The organism is Stutzerimonas marianensis (genome assembly GCF_022810315.1).
Lineage (GTDB): Bacteria > Pseudomonadota > Gammaproteobacteria > Pseudomonadales > Pseudomonadaceae > Stutzerimonas > Stutzerimonas marianensis.
The window spans coordinates 110,229-126,200 of record NZ_JALGRD010000003.1; the positions used below are offsets into that span (position 1 = coordinate 110,229).

General features: G+C 61.0%; 17 protein-coding genes. 10 read left to right on the plus strand and 7 right to left on the minus strand.

Going from position 1 to position 15,972, the window contains the following annotated elements:
* Positions 1 to 198: 198 nt before the first annotated feature.
* On the plus strand, positions 199 to 2,226 hold the full coding sequence (gene rfbD / locus MST27_RS06330) for a dTDP-4-dehydrorhamnose reductase (RefSeq protein WP_243605158.1): 2,028 nt from the start codon (positions 199 to 201) through the stop codon (positions 2,224 to 2,226).
* A gap of 109 nt (positions 2,227 to 2,335) precedes the next feature.
* Positions 2,336 to 3,502 carry an NAD(P)-dependent oxidoreductase gene (locus MST27_RS06335; protein ID WP_420864224.1) on the plus strand — a complete coding sequence of 389 codons (1,167 nt, stop codon included), beginning with the start codon at positions 2,336 to 2,338 and terminating at the stop codon, positions 3,500 to 3,502.
* A gap of 382 nt (positions 3,503 to 3,884) precedes the next feature.
* On the opposite strand, the gene MST27_RS06340 is transcribed toward MST27_RS06335, so the two are convergent.
* The 3 genes from MST27_RS06340 to MST27_RS22405 form a co-directional block, all read right to left on the minus strand.
* On the minus strand, positions 3,885 to 4,079 hold the full coding sequence (locus MST27_RS06340; RefSeq protein ID WP_243605160.1) for a hypothetical protein: 195 nt from the start codon (positions 4,077 to 4,079) through the stop codon (positions 3,885 to 3,887).
* 259 nt (positions 4,080 to 4,338) lie between these two features.
* Positions 4,339 to 4,701 (minus strand): YgaP family membrane protein, encoded by a 363-nt coding sequence (locus MST27_RS06345; protein ID WP_243605161.1) that lies wholly within the window; start codon positions 4,699 to 4,701, stop codon positions 4,339 to 4,341.
* A 58-nt stretch (positions 4,702 to 4,759) separates the two neighbouring features.
* Positions 4,760 to 4,891 (minus strand): hypothetical protein, encoded by a 132-nt coding sequence (locus MST27_RS22405; RefSeq protein ID WP_275973102.1) that lies wholly within the window; start codon positions 4,889 to 4,891, stop codon positions 4,760 to 4,762.
* Between the two features lie 201 nt (positions 4,892 to 5,092).
* Here MST27_RS22405 and maiA point away from each other — a divergent pair, with 201 nt between their 5' ends.
* Entirely contained in the window at positions 5,093 to 5,725 is a 633-nt protein-coding gene (maiA, locus tag MST27_RS06350; RefSeq protein ID WP_243605162.1) for a maleylacetoacetate isomerase, read from the plus strand.
* 144 nt (positions 5,726 to 5,869) lie between these two features.
* A complete protein-coding gene (gene hppD / locus MST27_RS06355; protein ID WP_243605163.1) occupies positions 5,870 to 6,949 on the plus strand; it encodes a 4-hydroxyphenylpyruvate dioxygenase in 1,080 nt (359 codons plus the stop codon).
* A 73-nt stretch (positions 6,950 to 7,022) separates the two neighbouring features.
* Here the strand turns inward: hppD and MST27_RS06360 are convergent, their stop codons facing one another.
* Positions 7,023 to 8,333, minus strand: a complete 1,311-nt coding sequence (locus MST27_RS06360; protein WP_243605164.1) for an arsenic transporter — start codon at positions 8,331 to 8,333, stop codon at positions 7,023 to 7,025.
* A gap of 306 nt (positions 8,334 to 8,639) precedes the next feature.
* Between MST27_RS06360 and MST27_RS06365 the strand changes: the two genes are divergently transcribed.
* On the plus strand, positions 8,640 to 10,244 hold the full coding sequence (locus tag MST27_RS06365; RefSeq protein ID WP_243605165.1) for a histidine kinase famiy protein: 1,605 nt from the start codon (positions 8,640 to 8,642) through the stop codon (positions 10,242 to 10,244).
* A gap of 5 nt (positions 10,245 to 10,249) precedes the next feature.
* Here MST27_RS06365 and MST27_RS06370 read toward each other — a convergent pair whose 3' ends face one another.
* Together MST27_RS06370 and MST27_RS06375 are read right to left on the minus strand one after the other, a co-directional pair.
* Positions 10,250 to 10,651: a GFA family protein gene (locus tag MST27_RS06370; RefSeq protein ID WP_243605166.1), complete on the minus strand. Its 402-nt coding sequence runs from the start codon at positions 10,649 to 10,651 to the stop codon at positions 10,250 to 10,252.
* 86 nt (positions 10,652 to 10,737) lie between these two features.
* A complete protein-coding gene (locus MST27_RS06375; protein WP_243605167.1) occupies positions 10,738 to 11,592 on the minus strand; it encodes a LysR substrate-binding domain-containing protein in 855 nt (284 codons plus the stop codon).
* Positions 11,593 to 11,666: 74 nt separating this feature from the next.
* On the opposite strand from MST27_RS06375, the gene MST27_RS06380 reads away from it, so the two are divergent.
* Complete coding sequence (locus tag MST27_RS06380) at positions 11,667 to 12,596, plus strand: DMT family transporter (RefSeq protein WP_243605168.1); 930 nt, start codon at positions 11,667 to 11,669, stop codon at positions 12,594 to 12,596.
* Between the two features lie 56 nt (positions 12,597 to 12,652).
* Here the strand turns inward: MST27_RS06380 and MST27_RS06385 are convergent, their stop codons facing one another.
* Positions 12,653 to 13,279 (minus strand): LysE family translocator, encoded by a 627-nt coding sequence (locus MST27_RS06385; protein WP_243605169.1) that lies wholly within the window; start codon positions 13,277 to 13,279, stop codon positions 12,653 to 12,655.
* Positions 13,280 to 13,709: 430 nt separating this feature from the next.
* Between MST27_RS06385 and MST27_RS06390 the strand changes: the two genes are divergently transcribed.
* The 4 genes from MST27_RS06390 (at position 13,710) to MST27_RS06405 (ending at position 15,927) form a co-directional block, all read left to right on the plus strand.
* Entirely contained in the window at positions 13,710 to 14,282 is a 573-nt protein-coding gene (locus tag MST27_RS06390; protein ID WP_243605170.1) for a hypothetical protein, read from the plus strand.
* Between the two features lie 276 nt (positions 14,283 to 14,558).
* Complete coding sequence (locus tag MST27_RS06395) at positions 14,559 to 14,948, plus strand: hypothetical protein (RefSeq protein WP_243605171.1); 390 nt, start codon at positions 14,559 to 14,561, stop codon at positions 14,946 to 14,948.
* 80 nt (positions 14,949 to 15,028) lie between these two features.
* A complete protein-coding gene (locus tag MST27_RS06400; RefSeq protein WP_243605172.1) occupies positions 15,029 to 15,421 on the plus strand; it encodes a DUF6228 family protein in 393 nt (130 codons plus the stop codon).
* 83 nt (positions 15,422 to 15,504) lie between these two features.
* Entirely contained in the window at positions 15,505 to 15,927 is a 423-nt protein-coding gene (locus tag MST27_RS06405) for a hypothetical protein (protein WP_243605173.1), read from the plus strand.
* Positions 15,928 to 15,972: the final 45 nt, after the last annotated feature.

Genomic DNA, 15,972 nt, shown 5'->3' on the forward strand with positions numbered 1-15,972 from the left:
GTGCCCGGAAAGCAGGCAATTTTCAAATCGCCATCATCGCGAAAAATTTCGTTACGTAACGCTGAACCAGGCGCGCGCTGGCGGGTCCGAGCAAAGCATCATGGCTGAATGCAAGTACAGTCGCGGCTCCTGCGAACGCTGTGCATCTGGCCAATATGGATTGACCGCACCTGCCTCCCGAACGTTACCGAGCGACCTATGGATCAGATATACGCCGTCGTGCTGTCGTACAAACGCAAGGATTTGCTCAAACGCTGCCTTGAAGGAATCAACGCGCAAAGCCGGCCCTGCGACGGCATCATCGTCGTGGACAACGCCAGCAACGATGGCACCGAGGAGATGTTGCTCGAATCGTCGCTGCCCAACCTCAAGGTTTTCGTTCTCTCGCGTAACACCGGTGCCTCCGGCGGCTTCAGTGCCGGTTTCCGCCTGGCCTACCAGAGTGGGGCCGATTTCGTCTGGATGATGGATGACGATGTCATCCCCGAGCCGGACGCCCTGGAGAACCTGCTCAAGGCCGACGAGCAGCTCGCAGCTCGCCAGCAGCCGCGGTCCTACCTCATCTCTCGCGCCTATACCGAAGACGGCCAGCTGACCAACGTGCCTCAGGTCGATGCACGGCCCAATGCCATCGACTACGAGAACTGGCCGGCCATGCTCGACCTCGGCCTGGTCCCCGTACGGCCAGCAACCTACGTCTCTATCCTGGTGCCTCGCGCATCCCTGGCGCGATATGGCCTGCCGCTCGCCCCGATGTTCATGTGGGGCGACGACACCGAGTTCACCTTGCGCATCAGCCAGGACGCACCCGGCTACCTCGTCGGCAGCAGCCGCGTCTTGCATTTGCGTCAGGTCAGCGGGGCGCTGGACATCATGCGTGAGCAGAATCCGCAACGGATCGCCCTGCACAAGCATCTGGTGCGCAATGAGCTGTACATCGCCCGGCGTTATTCCCGTTCGCGCCGCGTGGTGCGTCTGCTGCTATCGCGCCTGCTGTTCGTAGCCCGGCTGGTTGCCCGTGGCCAGTACAACAAAGCGCGAATCGTCTACGCCGGGCTGCGTGAAAGCTTCAGTTTCGCCCCGACACCGGAAGCCGCTGACGCCCCGCTAGCAGCGCTCGGTGTCAGCGTGCGCGAACTCATCCCAAAAGGCACCGCGCAGGCCATGGAACAGTCGGTGGCGAGTGTGGCCGCCGAAGAGGACGCGCTTGTCAGAGGCTCCAGTCAGAACATGCGCGTGCTGGTGTGCGGTGCGGGCGGGCAGGTCGGGCACTGCGTGGTCAACCAGGCGGCGAGTTTCGGACTCGAAGCGATCGGCCTGACCCGCCAGGAACTCGACATCACGTCCCCGACGCAGATCCAACAAGCGATCGAGCGATATCGGCCTGCACTGATTATCAACGCGGCCGCCTATACCAACCTCGACCACGCTGAGGCCGAAGTCGCCAAGGCCGAAGCAGTCAACTGCGAGGGTGCGAGAAACCTCGCCGAAGCGGCGAAGCGCCATGGCATCCCGCTGTTCCATCTCTCCAGTGAGTATGTCTTCGACGGGGAGGGCACGGCACCTTACCGGGAAAGCGATGCGGCCGAACCGCGCAGCGTCTACGGCAAGACGAGGCGGGCGGGCGAAGCGGCAATCACCGAGACCCTGGACCATCACCTTATCCTGCGGACCAGTTGGATCTACAGTGAGCACGGCAACAACTTCGTCAAGACCATGCTCAATGTCGGCAGCAAGACCGAGGAAGTCTCGGTCGTCAGCGACCAGCTCGGCTGCCCGACGCGCGCTCGCAGCGTCGCGCGCGTGCTGATCGAGCTGGCCCTGCGCTACTGCCGTGACGGCCAACTGCAGTGGGGCTTGTACCACTACAGTGGAGCGTCCTGGTGCTCATGGGCGGACTTTGCCACGGCCATCTTCCACGAAGCGGAGATCGCCGGCCTGATCGAGAAGGCCCCTCGCGTGCTGCCGGTCGCCAGCGAGCAGCTACCACGCGCCGCGGTTCGCCCTGCCTGGTCCGTACTGGACTGCAGCCTGATCGAAAGCACCTTCGGCATTCGCCCCAAGCCCTGGCGCGAAGAGCTCCATCATGTGATCCGACAGATGAGCGACCGGCCGACGACACCCGCCGGCCCAGCGCCGAGCCGCGTACCGTTCAAGGCATACCCATTCAGCGTCGGCGAGCCGCCCGCGCCGATGCTCGCCGCGCAAACCGCGCTGCGCAGCTGAGATGTGAAAAACTTTTTCAGAATGTTTCTGTCCGATGTGCAATCCAAACTGGAAGGAATGTGTCATGAGCGACGCAACAGTTAAAAGAATAGGGGTTTCAGGCACAGGGATGATCTCGCACTGTTTCGTTCGCTTGATCATGCAGCATTACAAGGACGTGACCATCAGCCGCGTGCTGACGCGCCGCAAGCTTGACGAACTTGCAGGCTTTCCCCTGCCAATGGCGCTGACCAATTCGATCGACGACCTGATCGAGCATTCGGACATCATCGTCGAGTGCTCCGGTGACGTCTTCTATGGCACCGAAGTGGTCGAGCGTGCCTTCGAAGCCGGCTTGCCGGTCGTGACCGTCAATGCCGAGCTGCAGGTGACCACCGGCTCCTACCTCGCGGGCCAGGGGCTCATTACCGAAGCGGAAGGTGACCAGCCGGGGTCGCTGGCCGCGCTGCACGAGGATGCCGTGCAGATGGGCTTCACCCCGCTGGTCTACGGCAACATGAAGGGTTATCTGAACCACAATCCCAGCCGAGAGGACATGGCGTACTGGTCGGCCAAACAGGGCACCAGCATTACCCAAACCACGTCATTTACGGACGGCACCAAGGTGCAGATCGAGCAGGTCGTGGTCGGCAATGGCTTCGGCGCGACCATTTCGCGGCCTGGGCTGGAAGGGTTGGCCTCGACCAACCTGGACGTGAGCGCCAACGTGCTCGGGTTGATCGCGGACGGGCTGGGCCAGCCGATCGTCGATTACGTGATCCCGAGTGGCTATTCGGCGGGCGGTGTCTTTCTCGTCTGCCGTCATGACGAGAACCAGGCACCGGCGATCGAATACTTCAAGCTTGGACGCGGCCCGTATTACGTGCTGACCCGGCCGTTCCACCTCTGCTCGCTGGAGGTTGGCAAAACCGTACGCCGCGTGCTGGCCGGAGGCGGCGTCCTGCTCAACAACTCCGTCGCACCTACGCTGGGTGTCGCCGCGATTGCCAAGCGCGAGATGAAGCCGGGCGATGTCATCGAGCGCGGCATCGGTGGGTTCGACGTGCGCGGTGAGGCGATTCGCCTGGCAGACGAGACGGATCACGTGCCGATCGGCCTGTTGCGCCATACAGCGCTAAGGCGCGCGGTCGAACCCGGCCAGATGATCACCTTCGATGACGTCGACCTGCTGCCGAGTCGTGCGCTGGACATCGTTGTCCAGCAACGCGACAAGCTGAAAGCCAAACAGGAAGCGGCGCCCGTTATCCTGCCCAACCTGCGGCAGGTCGCACAGTGAGGCGGGCCGGCGGCGAGTCAGAGATCTGGGCCGATGGCTACAGTTATCTGGAGCTTCGTCATGACGTGCTGGGGCTTGTCCCGTATCACCACGAAACGCGGCCGGCGGCTTGTACGCGACAACCGCTGGAGCCTGTGTTGCGCAAGCCCTTGAACCTTGCCAAGTCCACTCAAGCGGATTACCCGTTCACGGCTTGAGGCGAGGTGGAATAACGCGTCGTTGAGGTCCGGTGCTACCGCGCGACATGCGCGGTCGCCGGACCTCCGGCTTCGACGCATGCTGGCGCCTGGCGCGGTTTTGAACGCCGTGACCTACCGGGGATTCGCCCTCGAAGACTACGTGCCGCATTTGGATCAGAAGCGCTGTCGCAGCGGCTTGCCCGCTATTCGCCAGCGACCACGCCCGGCTCGCACAGCGCTGACCACAGGTTGCGAGCGAGCCGCACCACCGCACCTCCAAACAGAGCAGCCTCGTTCTGAGCGTCCTGCTCGGTGTCGAACATCGCCAACACGCTACCGTAGGAATAGACGACGCCCCACTGCACGACGTCCTGCCCCTCTACCGATGAAATATCCATTTGCTGACTGCCCTAAAAGATGTTGCGACGGAATCACGGCGCATTGATAGCATTCCGTCAATATCTCGGCAATTGCCGTCCGGCGGATGCCCCGCGCTGAGTGCTCTCCAAGGCCGCTGCGCCCGCATAGGGCGCCAGGAGCCTAATCAAAGAATGCCGCTCGCGCTGCATCGTGTGGATCGCGAGCGGCATGACATCACGGCCCATTGACTACTGGAAGGCTGCTGCTGGCGGCTCGTTCATATCCTTCCCTGGCCCGTCACGAGCGGGCAGGATGCGTTTCATGGCCCATTGGCGTCGCGTCGGGCAGGGTGACTCGAGGCGTTTCGAAGTCCGGGCTGTGCACTTCCGAGTCCAGCGGCATGTGGGCATATCGTTGCTTGTCCGCTGCGCCCTCGGGCGCGCGGGGGGCGTCATCGTGCTCGGTCAGGATGCGTTTCGCCTCGCAGCGGCCACTGACGCCGCGGGCGAGGGCCATGCCGCCCATGGCCAGTTGAACGATCCCGCCGAGTCCGCCGCGGCGAAGGCCTTTGCCCATCAGCATCAAACCGCCCGCGACGGACGCCGCGCGCTCCCAGCCATGGACATTCTGCGCTGCGCTCTTGCTGAACATGCGATTCATTGAGACCTCCGGTCGCTATCGAAAATGGATGATTCGGCTCGCGTTGCACTGTCGAGGATCAGCCCAGCGGGCTCTCGTCCCGGTCTTCCCGCTCGTCCGTATCTGTGGTGTCTATGGAGTCAGGTACATCGCCGTACTCGTCGAAGTCCGGCGGTGTCTGGCTGTCATCGGAGTGGGGCTTGTCGTTCATCTGGTTCACCTCGCCTTGTACCGATTGGGCAGCGTGGCGCGGCCAAACGTTCTAAGCGGCGGATGAATGGAGAGGCGCGGGACCGGTCTTACATCGTGCAGGCTTGACAGCCCCAGCACCGGTCCCTCAAATTCCACTAAACGTAATTTGATTACGCAAAACAATAACGACGCGCATCCGCGCTCAAGCCTGGCGCCCACCATGGACCTATACACCTATTACCGCTCCACATCGTCCTATCGGGTTCGCATCGCGCTGGCCCTGAAAGGCCTGGACTACCGAGCGGTGCCGGTCAACCTGATCCGCGACGGGGGCGAGCATCGGCAGGCGTCTTATCTGGCGCTGAACCCGCAGGGCCGCGTGCCGACACTGACCACGGACGAAGGCGAGCAGATCATCCAGTCCCCGGCGATTCTCGAATACATCGAGGAGCGTTACCCCGACGTGCCGCTGCTGCCCACCGATCCGCTGGCACGCGCCCGCCATCGCAGCGTTGCGGCGCTGATCGGCTGCGATATCCATCCGCTGCATAATGTCGCCGTCCTCAACCGGCTGCGCTCGCTGGATGTCGGCGAGGAGCAGGTAATGGCCTGGATCGCGCACTGGGTTGGCGAAGGGCTCAAGGCGGTCGAGGCGCTGATCGGGGACGAGGGCTACTGCTTCGGCGAGCCGGGCATGGCCGACGTCTACCTGTTGCCGCAACTCTATGCAGCGCGGCGTTTCAACGTGCCGCTGGATAGCTATTCGCGAATCCTGCGCGTCGAGCGCCTGGCTTTGGCGCATCCTGCATTCCATACCGCGCATCCCGATGCCCAGCCGGACAAACCCGAGTGAGCCCGCAGCCATGAAAACCCTGGGCTTTCGACTCATCCTTGGTGACCACCTCGGCCGTAGCGTTCGAGGCATTTCCTGTGCACCGCCAGGCTGACGACCACCCGTTTCGTCATCCCTCAAGCACAGACCGTCAAGGAGCCAATCATGGCCGATCTTTTTGAAAACCCCATGGGCCTCATGGGCTTCGAGTTCATCGAATTTGCATCACCCACCGCGAACGTCATCGAACCTGTGCTGGAAAGCATGGGCTTCTCGCATGTTGCCAATCACCGTTCGAAAGATGTGGCGCTGTATCGCCAGGGCGAGATCAACGCCATCGTCAACCGCGAGCCGAAGAGCCACGCCGCCTACTTTGCCGCCGAGCACGGCCCGTCGGTGTGCGGCATGGCCTTTCGTGTGAAGGACTCGCACCAGGCCTACGCCAAGGCGTTGGAGCTCGGCGCGCAGGCCGTCGACATGCCCACCGGGCCGATGGAGCTGCGCCTGCCGGCAATCAAGGGCATCGGCGGCGCACCGCTGTATCTGATCGACCGCTTCGGCGAAGGCAGCTCGATCTACGACATCGATTTCGTTTTCCTCGAGGGCGTCGACCGTCACCCGGCGGGCGCTGGGCTGAAACTCATCGACCACCTGACCCACAACGTCTACCGCGGCCGCATGGCCTACTGGGCGGACTTCTACGAGAAGCTGTTCAACTTCCGCGAGATCCGCTACTTCGACATCAAGGGCGAATACACGGGCCTGACGTCCAAGGCCATGACCGCGCCGGACGGCATGATCCGCATCCCGTTGAACGAGGAATCGAGCAAGGGCGCCGGGCAGATCGAAGAATTCCTCATGCAGTTCAACGGCGAGGGCATCCAGCACGTGGCCTTCCTCACCGACGACCTGATCAAGACCTGGGACGCGCTCAAGGCCCGCGGCACGAAATTCATGACCGCGCCGCCGGATACCTACTACGAGATGCTCGAAGGGCGTGTGCCGAACCACGGCGAGCCGGTGGATGAGCTGAAGTCGCGCGGCATTCTGCTCGACGGCACCTCCGAAGGCGGTGAACGTCGGCTGTTGCTGCAGATTTTCTCGGCGACGCTGCTTGGCCCGGTGTTCTTCGAGTTCATCCAGCGAAAGGGCGACAGCGGGTTCGGCGAAGGCAACTTCAAGGCGCTGTTCGAATCCATCGAGCGCGACCAGATCCAACGCGGCGTGCTCAGCACCGCGGAGTGACCCTCGCCACGGCGGCCGCTCTGGCTGCCGTGCATTCGAGCCGGGCGCGCAGGGAGCGCGCCTGGCTTGTGCGCTACGGCGCCGAAACCACCGGCAACCACAAGGCCAGGGCAATCAGCGTCGCCAGCAGCACCGGCGGGGTAATGATCAGCCCCACCTTCATGTATTGACCCCAGCTGATGCGGTAGCCCTTGCCGGCCAGCACGTGCAGCCAGAGCAGCGTCGCCAGGCTGCCGATCGGGGTGAATTTCGGCCCCAGGTCATTGCCGACGACGTTCGCGAGGACCATCAGCTCACGCACCAGCGGGGCGACCTGCACCTGGTCGACCGCCAGCGCGCCGATCAGCGTGGCGGGCAAGTTGTTCATGACTGATGCCAGGATCGCCACGGCAAAGCCGGTGCCGATGGTCGCGACGAGCTCACCTCGCGCCGCCAGCCAGGCCAGCACCTCGGCGGCCCAGGCCGTCAGCCAGGCATTGCCCAGCCCGTAGACCACCAGATACATCCCTACCGAAAACAGCACGATCTGCCAGGGTGCATTGCCGAGTACGGTGCGCATGGAGATGACATGCCCCTTGCCTGACGACAGCCAACGGCCCGCGATGGCCATCAGCACCAGGGCGGCGCTGCCCATGATCAGGGCGATGGGAATCTCCCAGCGGGCAGTCACGAAGAGTGCTACCAGCAGCAGTGTCAGCAAGGGGAACGCTGCCCGGAACACCTGGTGGTCGCGAATGGCGGTTGCGGGTGCTTCCAGCCGCTCGACAGGGTAGCGGTGGGGAATCTCACGGCGAAAATAGAGCCCGACGACGATCAGCGTGGCCAGGAGCGACACCAGGTTCACCGGCACCATGACCTGCGCGTAACGCGTGAAGGACACGCCGAAGTAGTTCGCTGTCACGATGTTGACCAGGTTGGACGTCACCAGCGGCAGGCTCGTGGTATCGGCGACGAAACCGGTGGCGATGATGAAGGCCAGGGCCGCCGGCGGGCTGAAGTCCAGGCGGATCAGGATCGCCAGCACGATGGGCGTGAGCAGCAGGGCGGCGCCATCGTTGGCGAACAGCGCACTGATCATCGCGCCCAGAACGACGATCAACGGAAACAGCAGGCGGCCGCGGCCACGCCCCCAGCGAGCGATGTGCAGCGCGGCCCAGGCGAAGAAGCCGGCCTCGTCGAGGATCAGGGAGATGATGATCAGCGCGACGAAGGTGAAGGTGGCGTCCCAGACGATGCCCCAGACCACGCCCACGTCGGCCAGGCCAACCACTCCCGTGCCCAACGCGACCGCCGCGCCGGCGAGCGCGCTCCAGCCGATGCCAAGCCCCTTGGGCTGCCAGATCACCAGGGTCAGGGTGGCGAGAAAGATCGTGAGCGCAAGCATCGGTTGTCCGTTACGAGAGAGGTTTAAAGCCAGCCTGGTGACTGCCAGACCAGGCCGAAGGAGGCAGGTTTACCCGGCGAATCGGATCCCTCGCCGAGCGAGAAACCCGCGCCAGACGCTGCGGTCGGGTGCGGGTGGCGACTATAGGTGAGGGGCGCCGTCAGGCCAAGCGGTCAAGCGGGTCGACGCCGCTGATTAGTTGTACATGAATGTGCGTGTTGTAGAACTTTTAGCCGTTTCGTTGATCGCAAATAAGGAAGGTGCTCGCACCCCGCTGGGCGCCATGCTGTCCTTTCAGGTGCGTTGATGGCGAACAAAGGCGACCACGATTTCCGCGTCGATAACAGCTCTACTGGTGACATCTCCGGCTCCGGCAAGAACATCTTCTTCGCCGCGGTGGAAACCACCCGCATGCCCATGATCGTCACGGACCCGAACCGTGACGACAACCCGATCATCTTCGCCAACCGCTCGTTTCTCGAGATGACCGGCTATACCCGAGACGAGATCGTTGGACGCAACTGCCGCTTTCTCCAGGGGCCGGAAACGGACCGCGCCGTGGTCGCGCAGGTACGAGAAGCGGTGGAGGCTCGCTGTGAGGTGTCGGTCGAGCTGATCAACTACCGCAAGGACGGTTCCACCTTCTGGAATGCGCTATTCATTTCCCCGGTCTACAACGATGCCGGTGACCTCATCTATTTCTTTGCCTCCCAATTGGATGTGAGCCGCCGCCGTGACGCCGAGGAGGGGCTTCGCCAGGCGCAGAAGATGGAAGCGCTGGGCCAGCTCACCGGGGGTATCGCGCACGACTTCAACAACCTGCTCCAGGTCATGATCGGCTACCTCGAAGTGCTGGACCGCGCCGCCATGAAGCCCACCTACGACCAGGAGCGGATCCAGCGCAGCGTTCGCCATGCACGCAGCGCTGCGGACCGGGCCGCCACGCTCACCCAGCAACTGCTGGCGTTTTCGCGCAAGCAGAAACTGGAAGGGCGGGTGCTCAACCTCAACACCCTGATCAGCGACCTGCAGGAGCTGGCCGAGCGCACCCTGGGCAGTGCGCGGATACGACACAACTTCGACGCCAACCTGTGGAACTGCCGCATCGACCCGACACAGGCTGAAGTGGCCTTCTTGAACATCCTGATCAACGCGCGGGATGCGCTGGACGGTCGCGAAAACCCGACGGTCAGCATCGAGACGAAAAACGTCCTGGTCGAGGATCAGGGCAAGCTGCCCTACGAAGGGCTGTTGCCGGGGCGTTACGTCAGCGTCGCGGTCACCGACAACGGCGTCGGCATGCCCGCCAGCATCCGGGCACGCGTGATGGATCCCTTCTTCAGCACCAAGGACGAGGGCAAGGGATCAGGGCTTGGGTTGTCGATGGTCTACGGCTTCGTCAAACAATCGGGTGGCATCGTTCGCATCTACTCCGAAGAGGGCGTCGGCTCGACACTGCGACTGTATTTCCCCGCAGACGACGGCCAGATTCTTCATCTGCGCGCCAACGAACGGCCGCAGGAACGTAGCGGATCAGAGCGCATCCTGGTGGTCGACGACCGACCCGATGTCGCGGAATTGGCGCGGACCGTTCTCGAAGACTACGGGTATGTCGCGGATGTGGCCCTGACCGCCAGCGACGCCCTGCAGATGCTGGAACAGGCCGACTACGACCTGCTCTTTACCGACCTCATCATGCCCGGCGGGATGAATGGGGTCATGCTGGCGCGGGAGGCCAAGCGCCGTCGGGCGGGCCTGAAGGTCCTGCTGACGACCGGATACGCGGAAAGCTCGCTGGAGCGTACCGATGCAGGCGGCACCGAGTTCGACGTCATTTCCAAACCCTATACACCCAGCGAGCTCGGTCGAAAGGTGCGCATCGTCATCGACGGCCCGACAGGCGTAGGCTGACGCCTTCAGCCTGGCTCGCCTGTTGTCGGTTCGTCTGCCACCCGGTCATGCGTGTACTGGCGATCGAGCGGGAAGGGCGGCAGCCACCCCTCGCGTCGAACCGTCCAGCATTCATAGGTGGGCGTCAGTTGGTCAGGCGCATCGAGCGCACCCAGGTGCACTTCCAGCTCGCCGGCCATGTACGAAAAAACGGATGAGCCGCAGCGGGGGCAGAAATGCCGACCGGCGAACTCGTGCGTTTCGCCTTCGACCTCGACCGAGGCAGGCGGAAAGATGGCGGCTGCATAGAAGAGGGCGCCGTGATGCTTGCGGCAATCCAGGCAGTGACAGATGCCAACACGATACGGCTCTCCGCTGGCCAGGATGCGCACGCGGCCACACAGGCAGCCGCCAGTGTAATGGGACATGGTGTACTCCGCCGGTCTGTCCAGGATGGCTCTGAGTATCGGCGCTCCCGAGTTGTTCAGCCCGGCGGCCGACGAGCTGCGGCGGCTTAGAGCCGGAAGTTTTGGCGCACGCTTTCACCGAGCAGGTCGACTGCTTCGTCGGCCTGGGATTTGGTCGCTCGTATGAAGACGACTTCATGCTCGGCAATTGCGGGCAGACCGTCGAGCACGCGCATCTGCGGCGTGATCCGCGCGCGGTCGATCAGGCTGATCGCCAGTCCGGCTTCGACACAGGCCCGCACGGCCTGGCTGGACGGGCTATCGATGATCACGCGCCAATTTCGACCGGCCTGCTTCAGCGAACTCATCATCGCCTCGCGGTATGGGCAATCGGCGGCATAGACGGCAAGCGGAAGCGGCTCGGCTCGTTCAGGCATGCCGGTCGCCGGACCAACCCATACGGGAGTCGTCGCCGTCAGAACCTGTGCCTCGTCGGCCTGCGCGCACTTGGCGCGGGCGACCACCGCCGCGTGCAGCTTGCCGCGTTCCACCTCGTTGCGCAGTGTATGGCTCGGCGCCGTCTTCACATCGAGGATCACATTGGGCCAGGCCGCGGTGAAGGCGGGCAGGATGTCCCTGATCACATGCTCGGCATAGTCGTCGGGCACGCCCAGCTTGACCCGTCCAGTGAGCCGTGTGCCCTGCAGATCGGCCAGGACGCGGTCATGCACGCGCAGCAAATCCTGGGTCGAGGCCAGTAGCCGCTTGCCAAGCGAGGTCAGCGAAACCGCCTGGTTATCCCGCTCCAGCAGCCGGCCGTTGGCGATTGCCTCCAGCCGTTGAATATGCACGCTGATGGCGGCCGGACTCTTGTGCAGATATTCCGCGGCCGCCTTGAACCGGCCCATCCGGGCGACCGCATGAAAGGTGCGGACAAGCTCGATATCCAGAGTGGCTGTCATGATTCACCTTTTCTGAACGAGTATTGAAATAAGTTTTGATTTATTAGATTAGAGGCTGGCTCTAGCCTGTGTCCATGAACACGATCGCTCGAGTCGCCTCATCTCGTCGCCGTGCCCTGGCGCAGTGGCTGAACTACCTTCCCTTGCCGCTGCTGGAAGCCGCGCTGGTCGTTTCGTGGAGCTCCGGCTTCATCGGGGCACGCTTCTCCATCGATCATGCGTCGCCGATGCTGGTGGTCTTCTGGCGTTGCGTCCTGGTCACCCTGATCCTGCTGCCCTTCGTGGCCCGGTCGCTACGCCGCGCATCGCCGGCCGTCCTGCTGGAAAACGCCAGCATCGGTCTGCTGGCCATGGCCGGCTATCTCTACGGGGTGGTCCAGGGCATCGCACTCGGCGTGCCGGCGGGCCTCGCCGCGCTGCTGGCGGACCTGCTGCCTATCGGCATGGCCCTGCTGACGACGCTGGTGCTGCGGCAACGGCTGGGCAGGCGTGTCTGGCTTGGATTGGCGGTGGGCTTGAGCGGGGTACTGCTCGTAACCTGGGATGCCCTGGCCTGGGGCGGTGCGCCCCCGTGGGCGTACGGATTGCCGCTGCTGGGCATGCTGTCCCTGGCGATCGCGACCCTGTGGAAGCGGCAGCGGGGCGCTGCCGCCAATGCGCTCGGTCTGCTACCCAACCTCTGGCTGCAATGCGGGATTTCCGGTATCGCCTTCGCGTTCGTCGCGGGCAGCGAGGGGAGTCTGCTTCCGGTGGTGAATTCAGGCTTCGCCTTAAGCGTCCTCTGGACCGCCGGACTGGCGACCCTCGGAGGGTACGGCCTCTACTGGGTCTGCGTGAACCGCTCCTCACCGACCCGCGTCGCCAGCGTGCTCTATCTCAGCCCGGGCGTGACACTGCTGTGGGCCTGGGTGATGTTCGACGAACCCTTGTCGGCCTGGATGGTGCTGGGAACCGCTGTGTCGGCGGTCGGCATCGGCTTGGTCGTGAGAGGCGAGTCGAGGTAACGGCACGAATCGGACGGCGCGACGCCCGACTCGGCGCGGGCCCGAGGTATGCCCTGTCAAGGCGCCGGGGACGTCGCCAGCCTGACCCCGAATGCGACGAGCACGCCCCCGGTAATGCGATCGAGCGCCTTCATCAGGCTCGGACGCCGCAGAAAACGCCCCAGCGGCACCGTAGCGGCGATCAGCACGCCAAACCAGACCAGCGTCAGTGCGACGTGGACGCACGTCAGAAAGAACGAATACCCCGCCACGCCGGCCCCCTGCGGAACGAACTGCGGTAGAAAGGTGATGTAGAAGACGCCGATCTTCGGGTTCAGCAGGTTCGTCAGCAGCCCCCGCCAGAACGCATCGAGGCTGCCAGCCGCTGCCTTGCCAGCCCCCGTCTCGAAACTCGTCCGAGGCCGCAATAGCAGCCCGATCCCAAGCCAGACGAGGTACGCCGCACCGGCCAATTTCACGACGCTATAGGCCATCTCGGACGCATGAAGCAAAGCACCCAAGCCAAGCGACACTGCCGCTCCCCAGGTCAGGCAACCCAAGGTAATACCGGCCGAAGCCATCACCGCCTGCCGTCGCCCACCCACTGCCGCGGACCGCAACACGATCGCTGTATCCACACCTGGCGTAACGGTAAGAAGCGAGGCGGCTGCGACAAAGGCGAGCAGCAAAGTCAGGTCGATCATGGGGCGCTCCGAGCAGGAGAGGGGGCAGCAGCTGACTCTACGAAGCGGCCGACACGGCAGTCAAACCGGTGGGTGCGTAAGTGATAGTCGTGGACGGCTCCCACGTTCTTTTAGTGGTGCCTGTTCCATGCCGGCTACTGTGCTGCACCGCAGCACGACGAAAGGCGATTTCCCGCAAGCGCTTTGCGTAGCACGCCATGGTTTCGCTTACCTGCATGACGTACCGTATGGCACATTCACATCGCATCGAAACACCGCCACCGGCGTGCCAAGCGAATGGTGCATAAACACCTTATCAGGTCACTGCGCCGGGTAACGCATTGAAGTTAAACGAAAATTAGGGTTGAGCCGGAATGTTATACACCAAGCCCGTTCGGCCGCTTATACACCAATTGGTGTCTAATTATAGTTAGAAGCCATAGCCAATAATATGAAAGCCGCCGAAATCATCGAGCTAAGCACCTCTGGCAACTGCTTCAAGGAAGCGCTGCTACATTCGTCGGGCATTCGCGTTGACCATGTTGAGTATCGGACGTTCGATGAAGGGCTCTGCTCGGCAAGTATCTTTTTCTGCGAGAAGAAAACAGATTCACTTACCTCCTTCGCATTTTTGGCGCTAATGAATTATGCACTTCATTTTTATGAAGAGTGGAGCATAAACGAAACTCTCAATAGCGAAATTGACTTGATCGTGGAGAAATGGCTTTTTCCGGCGATTCAGAAAGCCGAGGACATCCCGCATGAAGATGCCCGGGGAAATATCCAGGGTATAGTTGAATCAATTGAGAAATGTATAAATAAAAAAATAAATTCAGGCGCAATATATGACCCAGATAGGTGGGGCGTATTTTTGAACAAGAATCGATCTCCTAGCTATCCATCCTCCAATCTCTTTCCTTGCGATTCCAATGTGATCGCGCTGGCAAACAAATGGAATGAATTTGAATACCTGTACGAAACCCCTAATAATTTTGTCCTATTCTATTGGAGTACCGGTGCGTAATGGCTTCTAACTGCTGGTTCAAATCGTTCGCTTCGCTCACTGGGACGGGCTAAAGCCCGCCCCTTAACCAAACGTTAGCCATATGAATGCACTTACCGTCATAGACAGAAACTTTCATTGATGCTCCGGGTGGGATGAACATGCCAGTAATGAGTCAATGCTTTGATCTACAAAACCCCTTACTCCAGTCAAGCGGCTAACAATGCGCTTAAGCCGTTCGCTCCGCTCACCGGGACCGGCTAAAGCCGGCCCCTTAGCTTAATCGTTAGGTGCTTCATGAGTAAGCTTGCATGCACATGCGGCAACATAATCCGTGATCAAACGGATTCACTGCCCCACAAAGCCTCGATCATAAAAGATCAGCAGGAAGAGAATTTTATTCAAGATTTGGCGCAAGAAATGAACTCTCTATTAATTGCAGCAAAAGCTGGAAATCTAGAGGCTCATTTAGATAATCGATACGGAAATACGCCCTGGCGACCGAAAGCGGCCGAAGCCTGCTACGACATTATCGGAAGCGCATTATTGAACAGCTCTATTATGGCCTACGAGTGTCAGTCGTGCGGTAAGTTGTGGGTTCAAAAAGCGGTAAACAGCTTTGTGCCATTTAACCCCGAAAGCGGAGTGCATGAAGCAGTGTTATCGGTTAATCCAGCACCTAACTAGTGGTTCAAATCGCTCGCTTCGCTCACTGGGACCGGCTAAAGCCGGCCCCTTAACCAAACGTTAGCCTACAGAGGAAAGAGATGTTCGCTATTCACTCTACAGAGTCTGGCAACACACTCATCTTTGATGACGTGCAAGGCGACTACTTTTCTGTCTGTTTCAGTTCTTCTGCGCAAAGTGTTAAGCGTGAGGTTTGGGCGTATACCGATGCATACGGCCTGGCAAATCTTTTTGAATACCTTGCAAGCCATGAGCTGCCTTGGCAAACCTCTGAAAAGTGGGAATCAATAGAAGGTGAATTTATGCTGGAGGCAACCTGCAACTATCGCGGCATCGTAAACTTTAAGGTCTCCATTTCAAACCTCGGAATTACTGAGCCATGGAAGTTCGAAGGAAACATCTGCACAGAACTTGGTCAGCTTCCAGCGCTTGCAAAATCTGCACGGCAGTTTTTCGGTGTATCTGCAGGCTAACAAATGGTTCAAATCACTCGCTTCGCTCGTTGGGACGGGCTAAAGCCCGCCCCTTAACCAAACGTTATGCACTAAGGAAAGTAATGCGTTCAGCTAACCTAATTATCACCGGCGGAATTGCTGCATTTACCACCTTGCTGGCCGTTTATACCTCGCCGGTGGGAGGTCGCGAATTGCACTATTGGGCAATGAATCTCGGGCTTTTTTCTAGCGCAGCCCTTGTATCATGGCTTTTCTTTGCCACATTACTAGCTTTCAAAAGCAATAGACTGAAAGGTCAACTACTAATTTTGTTTGGTTATGCAGCTTCTTTAGCTTGCGGCTCGATTTCGGGAGCCAGCTTCGGGGCTATCTACTTCATAATGCAGGCAGAAAAAACGACCTTTCAAGCTGCTTTCCAACCTGTGTCAATCACCATGATTGGCGGCTACGCAATTGCTATTGGAATTCTAGCAGGCGTATACATTTACCTTTACAAGGCAAACAATCCAGCGGAAGGCGCATAACAATGCGCTCAAATCGCTCGCTTCGTTCGCTGGGACGGGCTAAAG